13 protein-coding genes are annotated in these 15,770 nt (G+C 69.3%); 7 read left to right on the forward strand and 6 right to left on the reverse strand.

All coding sequences use genetic code 11. The features are described from left to right. Nucleotides 1–552 (forward strand): carboxyl transferase domain-containing protein (locus tag AC1RRS_RS22650; protein ID WP_492857143.1); only part of this gene is annotated, 552 nt, incomplete at its 5' end. Nucleotides 553–793: 241 nt separating this feature from the next. On the opposite strand, the gene AC1RRS_RS22655 is transcribed toward AC1RRS_RS22650, so the two are convergent. The 3 genes from AC1RRS_RS22655 to amaB all read right to left on the reverse strand — a co-directional run bounded on the left by AC1RRS_RS22655 (nt 794) and on the right by amaB (nt 5,098). Next, a complete protein-coding gene (locus tag AC1RRS_RS22655) occupies nt 794–2,425 on the reverse strand; it encodes a Na+/H+ antiporter (RefSeq protein WP_492857144.1) in 1,632 nt (543 codons plus the stop codon). A 118-nt stretch (nt 2,426–2,543) separates the two neighbouring features. After that, nucleotides 2,544–3,470, reverse strand: coding sequence for a hypothetical protein (locus AC1RRS_RS22660; RefSeq protein WP_492857145.1), 927 nt, complete (start codon nt 3,468–3,470; stop codon nt 2,544–2,546). A 104-nt stretch (nt 3,471–3,574) separates the two neighbouring features. Next, nucleotides 3,575–5,098 carry an L-piperidine-6-carboxylate dehydrogenase gene (amaB, locus tag AC1RRS_RS22665; protein ID WP_492857146.1) on the reverse strand — a complete coding sequence of 508 codons (1,524 nt, stop codon included), beginning with the start codon at nt 5,096–5,098 and terminating at the stop codon, nt 3,575–3,577. A gap of 151 nt (nt 5,099–5,249) precedes the next feature. Between amaB and AC1RRS_RS22670 the strand changes: the two genes are divergently transcribed. The 5 genes from AC1RRS_RS22670 (at nt 5,250) to AC1RRS_RS22690 (ending at nt 9,171) form a co-directional block, all read left to right on the forward strand. After that, the gene (locus AC1RRS_RS22670; RefSeq protein ID WP_492857147.1) at nt 5,250–6,146 is read left to right on the forward strand and encodes a polyprenyl synthetase family protein; all 897 of its coding nucleotides are present in this window, start codon (nt 5,250–5,252) and stop codon (nt 6,144–6,146) included. Then, complete coding sequence (locus AC1RRS_RS22675; protein ID WP_492857149.1) at nt 6,143–7,081, forward strand: ABC transporter ATP-binding protein; 939 nt, start codon at nt 6,143–6,145, stop codon at nt 7,079–7,081. The genes AC1RRS_RS22670 and AC1RRS_RS22675 overlap by 4 nt, the downstream gene beginning before the upstream one ends. Beyond that, nucleotides 7,078–8,280: an ABC transporter permease gene (locus tag AC1RRS_RS22680; RefSeq protein WP_492857150.1), complete on the forward strand. Its 1,203-nt coding sequence runs from the start codon at nt 7,078–7,080 to the stop codon at nt 8,278–8,280. The genes AC1RRS_RS22675 and AC1RRS_RS22680 overlap by 4 nt, the downstream gene beginning before the upstream one ends. Nucleotides 8,281–8,353: 73 nt before the next feature. Next, on the forward strand, nt 8,354–8,830 hold the full coding sequence (locus AC1RRS_RS22685; protein ID WP_487289648.1) for a sterol desaturase family protein: 477 nt from the start codon (nt 8,354–8,356) through the stop codon (nt 8,828–8,830). After that, entirely contained in the window at nt 8,830–9,171 is a 342-nt protein-coding gene (locus tag AC1RRS_RS22690; protein WP_487289650.1) for a GlpM family protein, read from the forward strand. Before AC1RRS_RS22685 ends, AC1RRS_RS22690 begins: the two co-directional genes overlap by 1 nt. Before the next feature lie 63 nt (nt 9,172–9,234). Here the strand turns inward: AC1RRS_RS22690 and AC1RRS_RS22695 are convergent, their stop codons facing one another. Beyond that, a complete protein-coding gene (locus AC1RRS_RS22695) occupies nt 9,235–10,665 on the reverse strand; it encodes an amidohydrolase (RefSeq protein WP_110122126.1) in 1,431 nt (476 codons plus the stop codon). A 534-nt stretch (nt 10,666–11,199) separates the two neighbouring features. On the opposite strand from AC1RRS_RS22695, the gene AC1RRS_RS22700 reads away from it, so the two are divergent. Then, nucleotides 11,200–13,998: a TonB-dependent receptor gene (locus tag AC1RRS_RS22700; protein WP_492857151.1), complete on the forward strand. Its 2,799-nt coding sequence runs from the start codon at nt 11,200–11,202 to the stop codon at nt 13,996–13,998. 100 nt (nt 13,999–14,098) lie between these two features. Here the strand turns inward: AC1RRS_RS22700 and AC1RRS_RS22705 are convergent, their stop codons facing one another. Both AC1RRS_RS22705 and AC1RRS_RS22710 read right to left on the reverse strand, forming a co-directional pair. After that, nucleotides 14,099–15,127, reverse strand: coding sequence for a FecR family protein (locus AC1RRS_RS22705; protein ID WP_492857152.1), 1,029 nt, complete (start codon nt 15,125–15,127; stop codon nt 14,099–14,101). After that, on the reverse strand, nt 15,090–15,653 hold the full coding sequence (locus AC1RRS_RS22710; protein ID WP_487289654.1) for an RNA polymerase sigma factor: 564 nt from the start codon (nt 15,651–15,653) through the stop codon (nt 15,090–15,092). The genes AC1RRS_RS22705 and AC1RRS_RS22710 overlap by 38 nt, the downstream gene beginning before the upstream one ends. Between the last annotated feature and the right edge of the window lie 117 nt (nt 15,654–15,770).

Here is a 15,770-nt window from a genome sequence, read left to right on the forward strand (position 1 = left end):
GTGCTGGCCGGCGTGCTCGACATCGACAGCTCCCGCAAGGCCGCCCGCTTCGTGCGGTTCTGCGACGCCTTCGAGATCCCGATCGTCACCCTGGTCGACGTGCCGGGCTTCATGCCGGGCACCAAGCAGGAGTACGGCGGCCTGATCAAGCACGGCGCCAAGCTGCTCTTCGCCTACGCCGAGGCCACCGTGCCCAAGGTCACCCTGATCACCCGCAAGGCCTATGGCGGGGCCTATGACGTGATGAGCTCCAAGCACCTGCGCGGCGACGTCAACTACGCCTGGCCGACGGCCGAGATCGCGGTGATGGGGGCCAAGGGGGCGGTCGAGATCATCTTCCGCCAGGAGGCCAAGGATTCCGAGGCGCTGGCCGCCCGCGAGGCCGAATACAAGGACCGCTTCGCCAACCCGTTCGTGGCCGCCTCACGCGGCTATGTCGACGACGTCATCATGCCTCACGGCACCCGCAAGCGCATCGTCCGGGCGCTGCACTCGCTCAAGGGCAAGGTGCTGACTAATCCGGCCAAGAAGCACGACAACATTCCGCTGTAGCGCGGCGCGAGATGCTCCCCCTCTGGGGGAGCTGTCGCGGAGCGACTGAGGGGGAAGTGAGCCTGCCTTCCTCTCAAATCCGCAAAATCCCCGCGAAAGCGGGGACCCAGGTGTTTTATCGTCGAGCGCGGCGGGTTGCAGAAAAAGCCTGGGTCCCCGCTTTCGCGGGGATTTTACGGGAGGAGGGGACTTCCCCCTTCGGCCATCCGGGCTGCCTCCCCCTTCAGGGGGAGGATCCAGGTCAAACCCTCAGCCTCGCCTCCGCCAGATCGATCTCCCGCGTCAGCCGGGCCTGCGCTTCCCCATCCAGCGTGCGTTGTCGGATCAGTCCGTGCAGCGCCTGCCGCTCGGCCTGCAGGGCCACCAGCCGCACCTCCTTCTCGAAACCGCGTCCGCGACGAGCGGCGACGGCGGCCTCTCCGGTCTGGGCCAGGCCGTCCAGGCGGTCGCGATAGATGTCGACCACCCGGGCCGAGGCCGTCTGGAAGTCGGCGTCGGCGGCATGCGGCGAGGCGGCCTGCATCTGTTCCACGGCCTGGACGGCGGCGATGGCCAGGGCCTCGCGGGCGCGTTCGGCCTGCTCGTGGCTGGCGGTGTCGGGCGGCAGCTGCAGGTTCTTCATCAGCAGGGGCAGGGCGGTCGCCGAGATCAACAGCGACAGCACGATGACGCCGGCCGCCAGGAAGATGGCCAGGTCCCGAGCGGGGAAGGCCTCGCCCGAGGCGGTGACCAGCGGCAGGGTCAGCACGCCGGCCAGGGTGATGGCCCCGCGCGCCCCGGCGCAGGCGGTGGCGGCGATGATCTTCCAGTCCGGGCTGGACCGCTCGTCGCCGCGACGCTTGGCGCGCAGCAGGGTCAGCTTCAGCGAGCCCCACACCCAGGCGAAACGCAGGGCGCCAAGGCTCAGGGTGATGGCGACCACATAGACGGCCAGCCACCACGGCTCGTGGTGTCCCGTGGTCTGCACGGTCTCGACCGCCCCGGCCAGGATCGACGGCAGCTGCTCGCCCAGCAGCACGAAGATCACGCCGTTGGCGGTGAACTGCAGGGTGTCCCACACCATGTTGCGGCGGACGCGGGTGGCGGCCACCGTCTGGCGGGCGACTTCCGAGAAGCTCATCGCCACCCCGGCGGCGACGGCGGCCAGGATGCCCGAGGCGTGCACCCGCTCGGCCAGCAGATAGGCGGCGAACGGGATCAGCAGGCTGATCAGGGTCTGCGGGCCGGCGTCCTCGGCGCCCGAGCGGGTCAGCCAGGCGTTCAGGGTGGTCACGACCAGTGTGGTGGCCACGCCGACGACGACGCCGGCCAGGGCCACCCAGGCGAAGTTCAGCACCGCCTCGTGCAGCACGAAGCTGCCGGTCAGGGCCGCGGCGATGGCGAAGCGCAGGCAAACGAGGCCCGAGGCGTCGTTCAGCAGCGACTCGCCCTCCAGGATGTGCATCAGCCGCTTGGGGATCGGCACCCGCTGGGCGATGGCCGACACCGCGATCGGATCTGTCGGCGAGATCACCGCGGCCAGGGCGAAGGCCACGGCCAGCGGCATGGCCGGGATCATCCAGTGGATCAAGAACCCGGCCCCGACCACGGTCAGCACGACCAGGCCCAGGGCCAGCTCCAGGATCACCGGCAAGTCCTTGAAGAACTCGTCCTTGGGGATCCGCCAGCCGTCGAGGAACAGCAGCGGCGGCAGGAACAGCAGGAAGAAGAGATGCGGATCGAGCGAGACCGGCGTCTTGGTGACCAGGGCGATCAGCGCGCCCAGGCCGATCTGCACCAGGGGCGCGGGAACGGCGAGGGGCAGGAACCGGGCGGCGGCGCCGCTCAGGACGACGGCGGCCAGCAGGGCCAGAACGATCTCGACAGTCTCCACGCGTTACCTCGTCTCCGTTGGGGGCGAGGTTACCCTAGGGTGATGCGTCCGGCGGCGCGACCCACAAACCTCGCCTCCCGGGCGAACCCGAGAGGCGAGGGTCTTCAGGGCCTGGGCGTCAGGCGTCCACCGGCTCGCGCGCGGTCGCCGTCGCGCCGAGGCCGGCGGTGATCGCCTGGGCGTAGTCGGCCGGGGTCGGTTCACCGCCGCCGCCGGCTTCGGTCGACCAGATGCCGCCGCTGTTCCACAGGAAGCCGCCAGTGACGCCGGTTCCCGCCGACTGGGCGAAGGCCTGCTCGATATAGCTGGGATCGCCGCCGTCGGCGCCTTCCACCGCATAGCCCGGCACGATGAACGCGCCGGGGTTGGTCACGCCCGTGTTCGGCGTTGCCTGCACGGCCGCGATCCAGTCGCTCGGCGTGTTGCTGGCGCCGCCCGCATAGCACTGCAGGTTCATCCACTTGACGATCTGGGACTGGCCGTTCTGGACGTAGACCGCGCTGAGCGCGCCGGTCCAGAAGTCGGTCGCGGTGTAGGGGCAGTAGGTGGCGTAGAGGCCCAGCGACCCGACGTCGAGCGTCAGGGTGACGATCATGGTCTGCTCGTCGTTGGTGTAGCCGGTCTGGGACTCGTAATCGAAGTCGACGCCGCTGACCCCGAAGGCCGACTTCAGCGCCGCCAGGTTGGTCTTCACCGCGTCGCGCGAGCCCAGCCAGGCGGTGAAGTCGCTGGTGGTGCCCCAGGCCCCGACCGAGACGATCAGGTCGCGCACGCTGCCGCCGGTCATCAGCGCCTTGATCAGCTCGGGGAAGTCCGGATTGACCCCGCTCTTGCCGTCGGTGGCGTACTGGATCTTGCCGTCCTGCACGAACAGCGTGTCGTTCAGATAGAGGTCGCCGCCGTCGTGAATGTGGATCGACCACAGGATCACGGTGGTGATGCCCTGGTTCAGCTGCGCCGCCTGCTCGGCATAGGGCACGGGCGGGGTGGGATAGCCGTCCTGGAACAGGCCGTTGCCGTAGATGGCGATGGGATAGGCCGACATGACGTTGCCTCCGGCTCGGAATGAGCGGGCGCACGCTAGTTCGCGCAACAACCTGGGAGTGTGAATTTTCTCACCTTCTCCAAGAGTTGATATGGCCAAGCTCCCTACAGGTCGAACCGCACCCCCTGGGCCAGGGGCAGGGCGCCGGAATAGTTCACCGTGGCGGTCTGGCGGCGCATGTACTGCTTCCAGCTGTCGGAGCCGCTCTCGCGCCCGCCGCCGGTCTCCTTCTCACCGCCGAACGCCCCGCCGATCTCGGCGCCAGACGGGCCGATATTGACGTTGGCGATGCCGCAGTCGCTGCCCCAGGGGCTGAGGAACCCCTCGGCCTCGCGCACGTCGTTGGTCATCACGCAGGACGACAGGCCCTGGGGCGCGTCGTTCTGGATCGCCACCGCCTCGTCGAAGTCCGAATAGGGCACGATGTAGAGCAGCGGCGCGAAGGTCTCGCGGGCCATGCCGGCCGTCGGCGCGGGCAGGCGGGCCACGGCCGGGCGGACGTAGAAGGCTTCCGGCGCTTCGGCCTCGCGCAGCCGTTCGCCGCCGGCCACATCGGCGCCGTCGGCCCGGGCCTGGTCGAGGGCGTGGACGAAGGCCTCGTAGGCCCCCTTGTCGATCAACGGACCCAGCAGCACCCCGTCCTTGCGCGGATCGCCGGCCGGCAGGCGCTCGAAGGCGGCGGCGACGGCGTCGCTCACCTTGTCGACCAGGCTCTCGTGCACGATCAGCCGACGCAGGGACGTGCAGCGCTGGCCCGCCGTGCCGGCGGCCGAGAACACGATTGCGCGCAAAGCGAGGGAGAGGTCGGCGCTGGGCGTCACGATCATGGCGTTGTTGCCGCCCAGCTCCAGGATCGAGCGGCCGAAGCGCTCGGCCACCAGCGGGGCGACGGCCTTGCCCATGCGGGTCGAGCCGGTCGCCGAGACGAGAGGGATGCGCGGATCGCGAGCCAGGCGCTCGCCGGCGTCGCGGCCGCCCAGCACTACGCTCGACAGGCCCGCCGGCGCTTCGTCGCCGAAGCGGGCCAACGCCCGTTCCAGCAGGGCCTGGGTGGCCAGCGCCGTCAGCGGCGTCTTCTCCGACGGCTTCCAGACCACCGGATCGCCGCAGACCAGGGCCAGGCAGGCATTCCAGGCCCACACCGCGACCGGGAAGTTGAAGGCGCTGATCACCGCGACAGGACCCAGCGGGTGCCAGGTCTCGCGCATGGCGTGGCCGGGACGCTCCGAGGCGATGGTCAGGCCGTGCAGCTGTCGCGACAGGCCGACGGCGAAGTCGCAGATGTCGATCATCTCCTGCACCTCGCCGGCGCCTTCGGAGGCGATCTTGCCGGCCTCCAGCGTCACCAGAGCGGCGAGGTCGGCCTTGGCGGCCCGCAGCTCCTCGCCGAACAGCCGCACCAGTTCGCCCCGGCGCGGGGCCGGAACGCAGCGCCAGGTCCGGAAGGCCCGCGCCGCGCCGGCGACCTTGGCCTCGATGGCCTTGGCGTCGTCGAAGGCGACATGGGCCAGGACCTGGCCGTCGATCGGCGAGCGCACCGGGCTGCCGCCGTCGGCGGACAGGTCGACGCCCAGGCGGGCCAGGATCTCGCGGGCGTGGGCGGCGGGAGCGGGGAGGGGCTTGGACATGCCGCCATGGACGCGCCCCTCGGGCGTCGGGTCAAGACCCGCATACCGCAACCCGCTTGGGTTGACGCAGCGGCGGGGCGCCTTCAAATGAATCGCCCGCGACGGGGTGGCTACGTACGGCGCGACTCGCGAGATGGACGACCAGGGCACGTTGCAACAAATCCAACAGGGACTCCCGACGCGGGTCGAGGCCCTGCGCGCTCGCGTCGATCGTCGCCTGGCCGAGCTGGCGCCCGCGCCGGGCACCGCGCCCGACCGTCTGGTCGAGGCGGTGCGCTACTCGCTGCTGGCCCCGGGCAAGCGTTTCCGTCCGATGCTGGTGCTGCTGGCCGCCGAGGCCTTCGGCGCCAATGAAGGCGCCGCGCTGGACGCGGCCTGCGCCTTCGAGATGATCCACGCCGCTTCGCTGGTGCTCGACGACCTGCCGGCCATGGACGACGCGGGCCTGCGTCGCGGCCTGCCGACCATCCACCGTGCCTTCGACGAGGCCACCGCCATCCTCGCGGGCGTCGGTCTGCTGAACCAGGCCTATGCCGTCATCGCCGCTGACAAGGCGCTGCCTGGCGAGCTGCGGGCCGAGATCGTGGCGCGCGCCGCCGAGGCCGTCGGCTTCATGGGCCTGGTGGCCGGCCAGGCCCGCGACCTGCTCGACCGCGACCAGCTGCGCGACATGGCCGCCATCGACCGCCTGAACCACGAGAAGACCGGCGTGCTGATCATCGCCGCCGCCCAGGTCGGGGCCCTGATCGGCGGGGCCGACGCGGCCGCCGTCGAACAGGTCGGCGAGTTCGCCCGCCGGGTGGGCCTGGCCTTCCAGATCCGCGACGACATCATCGACGCCGAGGGCTCGGTCGAGGCCGCCGGCAAGGATGTCGGCAAGGACGCCGCCATGACCACGGCCGTCTCGCGTCTGGGCCTGGCCGGCGCCCGCGCGGCCATGGAAGAGCACCTCTCCGCGGCCGAGGCCGCCCTGGCGTGCGCCGGCGGCGGCGGGCTGCTGGGTCCCTACGCCGGCCGGCTGTTCGCCGCGCGCAAGGCGGCGGCGTGATCCCAGACCCCATTCTGGTCGCTGCAGGCGTGGTTCGGTCGTACGGTCAGCGCCGGGTGCTGAAGGGCGTCGATCTGACCCTGCATCCGGGCGAGATCTACGCCCTGCTGGGCCACAACGGCGCCGGCAAGACCACCCTGGTGCGCGCCATCTGTGGTCGTTTGAAGCCCGACGCCGGCAGCGTGCGCCTCAACGGCGCCGACCCGGCCCGCACCCCCGCCGCGCGCGCAGGGCTTGGCCTCGTGCCGCAGGAGATCGCCCTCTACGCCAACCTGTCGGTGCGCGAGAACATCGAGACCTTCGCCGTCCTGGCCGGCGTGCCGCGCGCCGCCATCCCCGCCGCCGTGCGCCGGGCCATGGAGCTGACCCGCACGCTGGAGCGGGCCGACGCCCCGGTCCGCACCCTGTCGGGCGGCTTCCAGCGCCGCGCCAACATCGCCGCCGCCATCGTCCACCAGCCCACCTTGCTGATCCTCGACGAGCCGACGGTCGGGGTCGACATCGACGCCCGCGAGGCCGTCGACGCAGTGATCCGCGACCTGCGCGACCTGGGCGTCGCCGTGTTGATCGTCACCCACGACCTGGACCAGGCCGGCGCCCTGGCCGACCGCGTCGGTTTCCTGCGCGACGGGAGCATGGTGCTGGAGGGCGAGCCGCGCGCCCTGGTCGCCGAGGCCTATGGCGACCAGATGGAGATCCTGGTCCATCTGTCGGAAGGCCTCGACACCGCCGGCGAGATCCGCCTGGCCGCCGAGGGGCTGGAGCCGACCCGCCGTCCGGGCGTCTGGACCCGCCTCGACGCCGGCGGCTACGCGGCGGCCGGGCGCCTGGACGCCCGTCTGCGCAAGCTCGGTTTGGCCCCGCGCGAGATCCGCGTGCGTGAGCCGTCCCTGGCCAACCTCTTCACCCTCGTCGCCGACCGGAAGGCCGCATGAAGACCCGGGCCTTGATGGCGCTGGCCATGATGCGGGTCATGGCGCTTGAGCTGTGGCGTGACCGCGCGGCCCTGGTCATGACCTTCCTGCTGCCGCCGCTGGTGTTCCTGATCTTCTCGTCGGTGTTCGCCGGAACCTCGGGCGACAATCTCCAGCCCAAGCTGGCCGTGACCGATCTCGCCAAGACCGACGCCTCTCGCCGGGTCGCCGCCGCCCTGCTCAAGAGCCCCGACGTCCGCGCCGAGACCGCGCCCGATCCCGCCGCCGTACGGGCCAGGGTCAAGTCCGGACAGGTCGATGTCGGCCTCGTCATCCGCGCCGACCCCGCCGCGCCGGGCAAGCCGTTCCTGATCGTCGCCGACCCGTCCCGTGCCGTGGCCGCGCCCCTGGCCCAGGCCCGCACCCAGCAGGCCCTGGCCGCCGCCGCCCCCGACGCGGCCCTGCGTCGCTCGGTCGAGGCCCTGACGCCGGCTCTGGGCGAGCTCTCGCCCGTCCAGTCCGCCCGCATCGCCGCCGCCGCCGCTCAGCTGCGCGCCAAGCCGCCGGCGCTGAAGGAAGACCTCTTCGACCGCGAGCAGATCGCCGGCGCCCGCAAGGGCGGGGCGGTGATCGCCTATTACGCCGGGGCGGTGATGATCCTGTTCGCCCTGTTCTCGGCCATGCAGGGGGCGCTGTCGCTGATGGAGGAGCGCCGCGCCGGCGTCGCCGACCGCCTGCTGGCGGGCGTGGCCGGCATGGGGCCGGTGGTCACCGGCAAGTTCCTGTTCCTGACCGCCCAGGCCATTGTGCAGGCGGTGATGATCTTCGTGGTCGCCCAAGCCGTCTACGGCGTCGAGGCGCTCCAGCACTTCGCCCTGTGGCTGCCCACCACCCTGGCGGCCGGCGTCTGCTCGGCGGGCCTGGCGCTCGGCCTCGTCTCGCTGTGCCGCACGCGCGACCAGGCCCAGATGCTGTCGACCTTCGTGATCCTGGTGCTGGCGGCGATCGGCGGCAGCATGGCGCCGCGCTTCCTCATGCCCGCCTGGCTGCAGAGCCTGGGCTGGCTGACGCCCCACGCCTGGGTCATCGACGCCTATCAGGCCGTGCTCTGGCGCGACGGCGGGATCGCGTCGGTGTATAAGGCCTGGATCGTGCTGGCCGCCGTCGGCGCGACGGGTCTCGGCGTCGCCCAGGCCCTGTCGCGCGATCCGCAGCGCTAGATTTGAGCCAGGGCAAGGATGAGTCCGCAAAAGCCTGATCCGATCAGGCGGCGGTCTCCAGAGTAGGAAAGCGATGGTCACCTTCGGACTTCAGGTCGCCCTGTTCCTGGCCGCCTTCGCCTTCATGGAAGGCTTCGCCTGGTTCACCCACAAGTACGTCATGCACGGCTTCCTGTGGGTCTGGCACCGCTCGCACCACGAGCCCCGCCACGGCGCCTTCGAGCTGAACGACCTGTTCGCGGTGGTCTTCGCCGCGCCCGCCATCGTCGCCATCTGGTTCGGGACCAACGGCGGCCTGCCGTGGCTGCTGCCTGTCGGCCTGGGGATCACCGCCTATGGCGCGGTCTATTTCATCTTCCACGACGGCATGGTGCACCAGCGCTTCAAGGTCCCGCTGGGCAAGTCGGCCTACTGGAAGCGCCTGATCCAGGCTCACCGCATCCACCACGCCGTCCACACCAAGGAGGGCGCGGTGTCGTTCGGCTTCCTGCTGGCCCGTCCGATCCGCGAACTGAAGGCCAAGCTGCGGGCGCGGGGCGTCCAGGCCTGATGCCGATTTTGCTGGAGGTTCTGTGGAAGGGGCTGCTTGGCGGTCTCGTCACCGCCCTGATCGTGCTGGCCTCGAAGAAGGGCAACGTCCTGCCCGGCATCCTGCCGCTGGCGCCGACCTTCGCCATCATCGCCCTGCTGGCGGTCGGTTCGAAGGGCGAGCCGGGCGGGTTCAGGACCGCGTGCCTGGCCGGCGCCAAGACCATCCCGGCCTATCTCGTCTTCCTCGGCGTCGCCTGGCTGCTGAGCGAGCGGGTCGACTACCGCCTGGCCATCCTCGGCGCCCTGGCCGCCTGGCTGGTCGCGGCCCTGGCGATCTTCCTGGGCCCGAAGCTGCTCTGAGCGGGCAAAGAGAAGGGCGGCAAGCAAGCCTGCCGCCCCATCGTCTTCACGCGGTCGAAGCGCTTATTCAGCCCCGCCGGCCTTGCGGTAGTCCAGCGGCGGCTTGCGGTCGCCAACCATGGCCTTGTACTGGAAGCCGTCGCCGCGGCGGCTGTTCAGCTCGGCCTTGGCGTCGGCGATCAGCTTGGGGTTCATGAACAGCTCGGCGCCGGTGATCGACAGGGTCTTGGCCGCCACGGCCGCGCCCTTGAGGCCGATCGAGTTGCCCGCCGCCGCCACGTTCTGCCAGCTGTGGCCGGCCGAACCGGGGACGAAGGTCGCCGTCGACAGGCCCACCGTCGGGGTCACCCACGAGATGTCCGAGACGTCGGTCGAGCCGCCCACGCCGCCCTTCATGTCGGCCGGGGCGTAGGGTTCGATCTTGCCGACCGAGGCCAGGTCGCCGCCGCCGTTGGTCAGGCTCTTGGCGAGCGTCTTGGCGAACGCGGTCTCTTCCGGCGTCCAGGTGATCCCGCCGACGCTGACCAGGCTGTCGTTCATCACTTTGCCCAGCACGTCGTTGGGCAGCAGGTTGTAGACGCCGCCGGTCTGCTCGAACTCCACCGTCGTCTCGGTGGCCATGGCCGCGCCCTCGGCCGCCTTCTTGACGCGGTCCATGACGCTGACCACGACCTTCGGGTCGCTGTTGCGGACGTAGTAGTAGACCTCGGCGAAGTCGGGCACGACGTTGGGGGCCTTGCCGCCGTTGGTGATCACGTAGTGGATCCGCGTGCCGTCGGGGATGTGCTCGCGCATGAAGTTGGCGGCGGTGTCGAGAATCTCCACGCCGTCCAGCGCCGAGCGCCCGGCCCACGGCGCGCCCGAGGCGTGCGAGGACTTGCCGCGGAAGCGGAACTTGCCGCTGATATTGGCCATCGAGGTGCCCTGGCGGGCCGAGTTCTCGTTACCCGGGTGCCAGTGCAGGGTCACGTCGACGTCGTCGAACAGACCCTCGCGCACCATGTAGACCTTGCCCGAACCGCCTTCCTCGGCCGGCGTGCCGTAGACGCGGATCTCGCCCTGCACCTTGTTCTGGATCATCCACTGCTTGAGGGCGACCGCGCCGGCCACCGAGGCCGCGCCGAACAGGTTGTGGCCGCAGCCGTGGCCGTTGTCGGTGCCTTCACGCGGGGTCTTGGTCGGCACGGCGGCCTGCGACAGGCCCGGCAGGGCGTCGAACTCGGCCAGCACCGCGATCACCGGACCCTTGCCCTGCTTGAAGCTGGCGACGAAGGCGGTCGGCTCGTCGGCCACGCCCGCCTTCACCTCGAAGCCTGCGGCCTTCAGCTGGTCCTGCAGCACGACCGTGCTCTTGGCCTCCAGGTAGCCGAGCTCGGCGTAATCCCAGATCTTCAGGGCCGCCTCGTTCATCTGCGGCGTATAGGCGTCGACGTTCGCCTTCAGCTGGGTCTTCTGGGCGGCGCTCAGCGGCGCGGCCATGGCGCTCGAGGCCATCAGCGCGCAAACCAAGCCTGCGGCGGCGGTCTTGAAGATCGAAGTCACGAAAAGCCTCCCTGAACGCGACGCGAACGGCGCCGCTGTCTACTTCCATGACGCAGGGGGGAGGCCGTTCCTCAACCGGGGAGGGGAGAAAGTGGGCGGGCGCGCTCCGTCTCCGGTCGTCGCCGCCCCGGAGCCGGGGACCTCCGCCCCCGTCGCGGCGCGTGCCGCAAGGTCAAGCGGAGCCCGGTGAAAACTCCATTTTGTCAGAGTATAGCTTGCTGCCGCTCGCCTTTGTCGAACCGACGCTCCGCATCGACATCTGAAACGAGCGCCCATCCGAAAAAGCCAAGCTTCCCTTCCTTGTATGGGGTTATGCGCGTCCGCATCCCTGAACACGATTTCGAAATCTGCTGAAATGTGAAATCCACATTTCAATTTTCGCATTGATCATATCAATTGGATTGACCGGAAATGATTGCTCTGCACATTTAGTCGGACAAATGAAGCGACGAGGAAAATACCTCGCGCTCGACATGGGAGGGATTGATGAAGCGTATTGCCTTCATGCTGTCGGTCGCGCCGATGGCGCTTTTGGGCATGCCCGCGGTCGCGCAAACGACGGCCGCGGCTACGGACACAGCCACCGATACGACGGAGACCTCGGCCGTGACCGAGGTCGTCGTGACCGGCCTTCGCCAGAGCATGCGCTCGGCGCAGACCATCAAGCGCACCTCGGACGCGATCCTCGACGCGGTCGTCGCCGAAGACATCGGCAAGCTTCCCGACAACACGGCCGCCGAGACCCTGGCGCGCATCTCCGGCGTGCAGGTCGAACGTTTCAGCGACGAGGCCAATCGCGTCCTGATCCGAGGCCTGCCCGACGTCGCCACCACCTACAACGGCCGCGAGATCTTCACCGCCGAACTGCGTCGCGTGCAGCTGCAGGACTTCCCGGCCCAGGCCCTGGCGGGGATCGAGATCTACAAGTCCGGCACCGCCGACATCGTCGAGCCGGGTCTGGCCGGCCTGATCAACGTCCGCACGCGTCGACCGCTCGATTTCAAGGGCCGGTTCATCGGCGGCGGCGTGCGCCTCACCTACAACGACCAGACCGAGAAGTTCGACCCGAACGGCAACATCCTGTTCTCGGACCGCTGGGACACGTCGATCGGCGAGATCGGCGTCCTGGCCAACGCCACCTACGCCCAGTCGCAGTACCGCAACGGCGTGCGGTACAACAATCAGTGGATTCGCCAGGTCAGCCCCGCCTCGAGCGTCTCGCCGGCCAGCGCCGGCAACAGCTTCTACTATCCCCACTCCGTGGGTCTCTATAACGACGGCGGCAAGCGCTACCGGCCTTCGGCGAACGTCGCCCTCCAGTGGAAGCCGAACGACAAGCTCGAGATCTATTTCGATGGGATCTACCAGGGCTACCGCGGCCGACAGGCGACCGACAACCTGGACGTCAATCTTCGCGACTGGGACTCCACGGTCCTGCAGGACCCCACCCTGACGAACGTCACGCTGGTTCCGGGGACCACCGACCAGGCCGCCGGCTTCACCAAGACCGGCGGCGTCGCGCCCCAGGCCTATCGCTCGACCGGCGCCGATCACACCAACACCTACCAGGGCGCGGTCGGCGCCGTCTGGCGCGGTGATCGCCTGACCCTGTCGACCGACCTCGCCTACGAGGACAGCGAGTACGAGGCCCGCAACTGGAGCCTGGACAGCGCCTTCACCACCGCGCCGACCGTGGTCGTCAAGTTCAACGAGAAGGACGGCGCGGCCTTCGACCTCACCGGTTTCGACGCCGCCAACCCGGCCAACTACTATTGGCGCGGCTATTACGAGCGCCACTACATCGCCAAGGGCAGCGGGGTCCAATGGCGCGGCGACGCGGTGTTCGACACCCGCCTGTCGTTCCTGCCCGAGATCAAGTTCGGGCTGCGCTACACCGATCGTGACGCCTCGTTGATCCAGGGCTCGCGCTACGCCTGGGTGCTGCCGTTGAAGATCGCGCTGTCCAGTCTGCCGGTGGGCCAACTGGAGATGATCGAGGATCCGTTCCGCGGCTCCTCGCAAGGCTTCACCCAGTATCTGATGCCGACCCGCGAGGGGATCGCGGCGAACGCCGCCGCCCTGCGGCAACGCTCGATCGAGGCCCTGCAGCAGCTGATCGCGCTCTATCCCAACGACCAGGGCTACAAGGACACCCTGACGGCCTTCAGCAGCCCGGACGTGCCCCTCGACCAGGGCGGCGCCTTCAGCGCCACCGAACAGAGCTACGCAGGGTACGTCCAGGCCAAGTACGCCTTCGACGTGGGTTCGATCGCGTTCGACGGCGTGGCCGGCGTCCGGGTGGTTCAGACGGTCGGCGAATACTCCGGCGTCTCGCGCGTCTCGGTCAACGGCGCCACGAGCCTGATCCCCAGGACGATCGAGCAGAACTACACGGACGTGCTGCCGAACATCAGCCTGCGGATCCGGCCGCTCGACAAGGTGCAACTGCGCCTGGGCTATACCGAGACCCGCACCCGCGTCGATTTCGGCGCGCTCAACCCGGCCCTCAACGTCACGCAGGTCGTTCGCGACCCCAACGAACCGGTCGATCCCAACGCGCCGGTGCAACCCAACGCCTACGGCTCGGGCGGAAATCCCGACCTCGTGCCGCTCACGTCCAAGAACTACGACATCAGCGCCGAGTACTATTTCTCCAGCACGGGCAGCATCACCGTCGCCGGCTTCTATCGCGACCTCTTCGGGTTCACGAGCAACTACACCAGCCGGGTCCAGGATCCGGTCTATGGCCTGATCGAAATCAGCCGTCCGGAAAACTCCGGGGCGGGCAAGATCAAGGGTTTCGAGGTCAACGCCCAGACCTTCCTGGACTTCCTGCCCGAGGCCTTCAAGGGCTTCGGCGTCCAGGGCAACGTCACCTACATCGACGGCAAGAACCAGTTCCCCCAGACGCTCGGCGCCGATGCGTCCTACGTCAAGATCACGGGCCTTTCCAAGTGGACCTACAACGCCGCGCTGTTCTACGAGCGCAACGGCGTGACGGGGCGCATCTCCTACAATCGACGCTCGCCCTGGGTCAGCTACTACCGTCAGGCGACCGACGGCTCGCAGTACACCGGCGTAGGGGTGCGGGCGACGTCCCGTCTCGACGCCTCCTTGAGCTACGACATTTCCAAGCAACTGACCGTCAGCCTCGACGTCAGCAACCTGCTGGCCAAGCCGTTCGAGAACTACAACAACTACTCGCCCGACCGGACCTATCCGGTCGATGTCCGTTACGAGGGCCGCTACTACGGCCTGGGCCTGCGCTTCCGCTTCGGCGAGTGACAACGGCGTGGGCCGGCGGCCGAGAGGCTGCTGGCCCGACGCGCCCTCGTCGGGTTGATCCGCGGCTGAAGAGTTCGATCCGAAGGGACGTGGATCGCCGCTACGGCGAAACCAGGACGATCTCGCCGCCTTCGCCCTGGCGCACCTTGGCCGCGCCGTAGGCCGACAGGGCGTCGACGAAGCCGCCGACGTCGCCGGTCTTGAAGCGGCCGCTCATCGGGGTGGCGGCGACGCGCGGCGAGGCGATGCGGATCTTGCGGTCCGAATAGCGGTTCAGCTCGCCGACGATTTCCGACAGCGGCTGGTTGTCGAAGGTCAGGCTGCCCTGGCGCCAGCTGGTCAGGGCCGAGACGTCGGCCGCGGCCACCGCCCAGGTCGCGCCGGCGCGCTGTTCCAGGCGCGAGCCGGGCAGCAGGTCGACGCTGTTGTGGGCGATCGGATCGGCGACGCGGATCTTGCCTTCCAGCAGGCTGACCGACCAGACGCCCGGATCGATGCGCACATTGAACGCCGTGCCCAGCGCCGTGACCGTGCGGCCCTGCGCCGTCACCACGAACGGGCGCTGCGGGTTCTTGGCCACCTGGAAGAAGGCCTCGCCGCGATCGAGCGTCAGGCCGCGGCGCTGGCCCCATTCGGTGACGCGCAGCACGGTGTCGGTCGACAGGGTGGCGACCGAGCCGTCGGCCAGGGTGATGCTCTTCTGCTCGCCCACATTGGTGCGATAGACGACCTGGGCCGTCTGGGCCGGGGCGAGCGCGGGGGCGGAATGATCGGAAGGGGCCGTGGCCAGCCACAGGGCCGTGCCGAAGCCGCCGGCCATGACCATGCCGGCGATCGCCGCGGCCCAGCGCATCTGCGGGCGGGCGCGGCGGCGGCGGACATCGGCCGCCAGTTCGGCCCTCAGCGAGGCGCGGGCGGCCAGAATCTCGGGTTCGTCCGACAGCGCGCCGATGCGCGACCAGGCGTCGGCGGCGGAGTCGAAAGCGTCCTTGTGGGTCGGATCGGCCTTCAGCCAGGAATCGAAGTCACGCCGCAAGCCCAGGTCGTTCGGCCGGTTGTGCAGGCGCGCGACCCATTCCGCGGCGTCCGGTTCACCGGAAGAAGCCAGGTTTGGGGCGGTGTGGCGCATCGTGTTCCTGCAGACGGCTCGTCAGGTGTTTGAGAGCCTTGGCGACGTGTTTCTCGACCGCGCTGACTGAGAGTCCCAGTTGAGCGGCCGCCGCCTTGTAACTCATGCCTTCAAAACGCACGAGCATGAATGCAGCGCGTGTCCTTAAAGGAAGATCACCAAGGGCCGCGGCGGCGACGGCGGCCGCCTGCTTGGCCTGAAGGATCCGATCGGGCGACAGCTCGTCGAGCGGGTGGTGGATCTCCTCCAGCTCGCAGTGGGCCTGGCGCTTGCGAACGGTGTCGCGGCGACGGCGGTCGAGCAGGACGTTGGTGGCGGTCTGGAAGATGAAGCTGCCGAGGTTCGACACTTCGCCGCCGTCTCGGCGGTTATGCAGTCGGAGAAGAACCTCCTGGACGAGGTCATCGACCTCGCCGCCTTCCACCCTGCGGCGGAAGAAAGCTCTCAGGGCCTGCTGGTAGGGCAGGGAAGCTTGGGCCAGGCCCTCGCTCCCTCGCGCTCCAGCGGCCAGATTCGCCAGCGCCATACGTCGTCCCCGACACAACGAGTCTTTTTTGTTGCGATCATTCGTCAGCAGCGTGACGAGCGGGTCAACCCACGTTCTCGCACTTGCCGTCGGGGCGCCCGGCCTGCCAGATTAACA

It is taken from the genome of Caulobacter sp. GW821-FHT12A07 (assembly GCF_058807655.1).

What these genes read in the sequence shown, in the direction of transcription:
- AC1RRS_RS22695 (WP_110122126.1), bottom strand. Translation starts at nt 10,665, where the DNA reads ATGGCCTCGAGCGCCATGGCCGCGCCGCTGAGCGCCGCCCAGAAGACC.
- AC1RRS_RS22700 (WP_492857151.1), top strand. Translation starts at nt 11,200, where the DNA reads ATGAAGCGTATTGCCTTCATGCTGTCGGTCGCGCCGATGGCGCTTTTG.
- AC1RRS_RS22705 (WP_492857152.1), bottom strand. Translation starts at nt 15,127, where the DNA reads ATGCGCCACACCGCCCCAAACCTGGCTTCTTCCGGTGAACCGGACGCC.
- AC1RRS_RS22690 (WP_487289650.1), top strand. Translation starts at nt 8,830, where the DNA reads ATGCCGATTTTGCTGGAGGTTCTGTGGAAGGGGCTGCTTGGCGGTCTC.
- AC1RRS_RS22685 (WP_487289648.1), top strand. Translation starts at nt 8,354, where the DNA reads ATGGTCACCTTCGGACTTCAGGTCGCCCTGTTCCTGGCCGCCTTCGCC.
- amaB (WP_492857146.1), bottom strand. Translation starts at nt 5,098, where the DNA reads ATGTCCAAGCCCCTCCCCGCTCCCGCCGCCCACGCCCGCGAGATCCTG.
- AC1RRS_RS22660 (WP_492857145.1), bottom strand. Translation starts at nt 3,470, where the DNA reads ATGTCGGCCTATCCCATCGCCATCTACGGCAACGGCCTGTTCCAGGAC.
- AC1RRS_RS22680 (WP_492857150.1), top strand. Translation starts at nt 7,078, where the DNA reads ATGAAGACCCGGGCCTTGATGGCGCTGGCCATGATGCGGGTCATGGCG.
- AC1RRS_RS22710 (WP_487289654.1), bottom strand. Translation starts at nt 15,653, where the DNA reads ATGGCGCTGGCGAATCTGGCCGCTGGAGCGCGAGGGAGCGAGGGCCTG.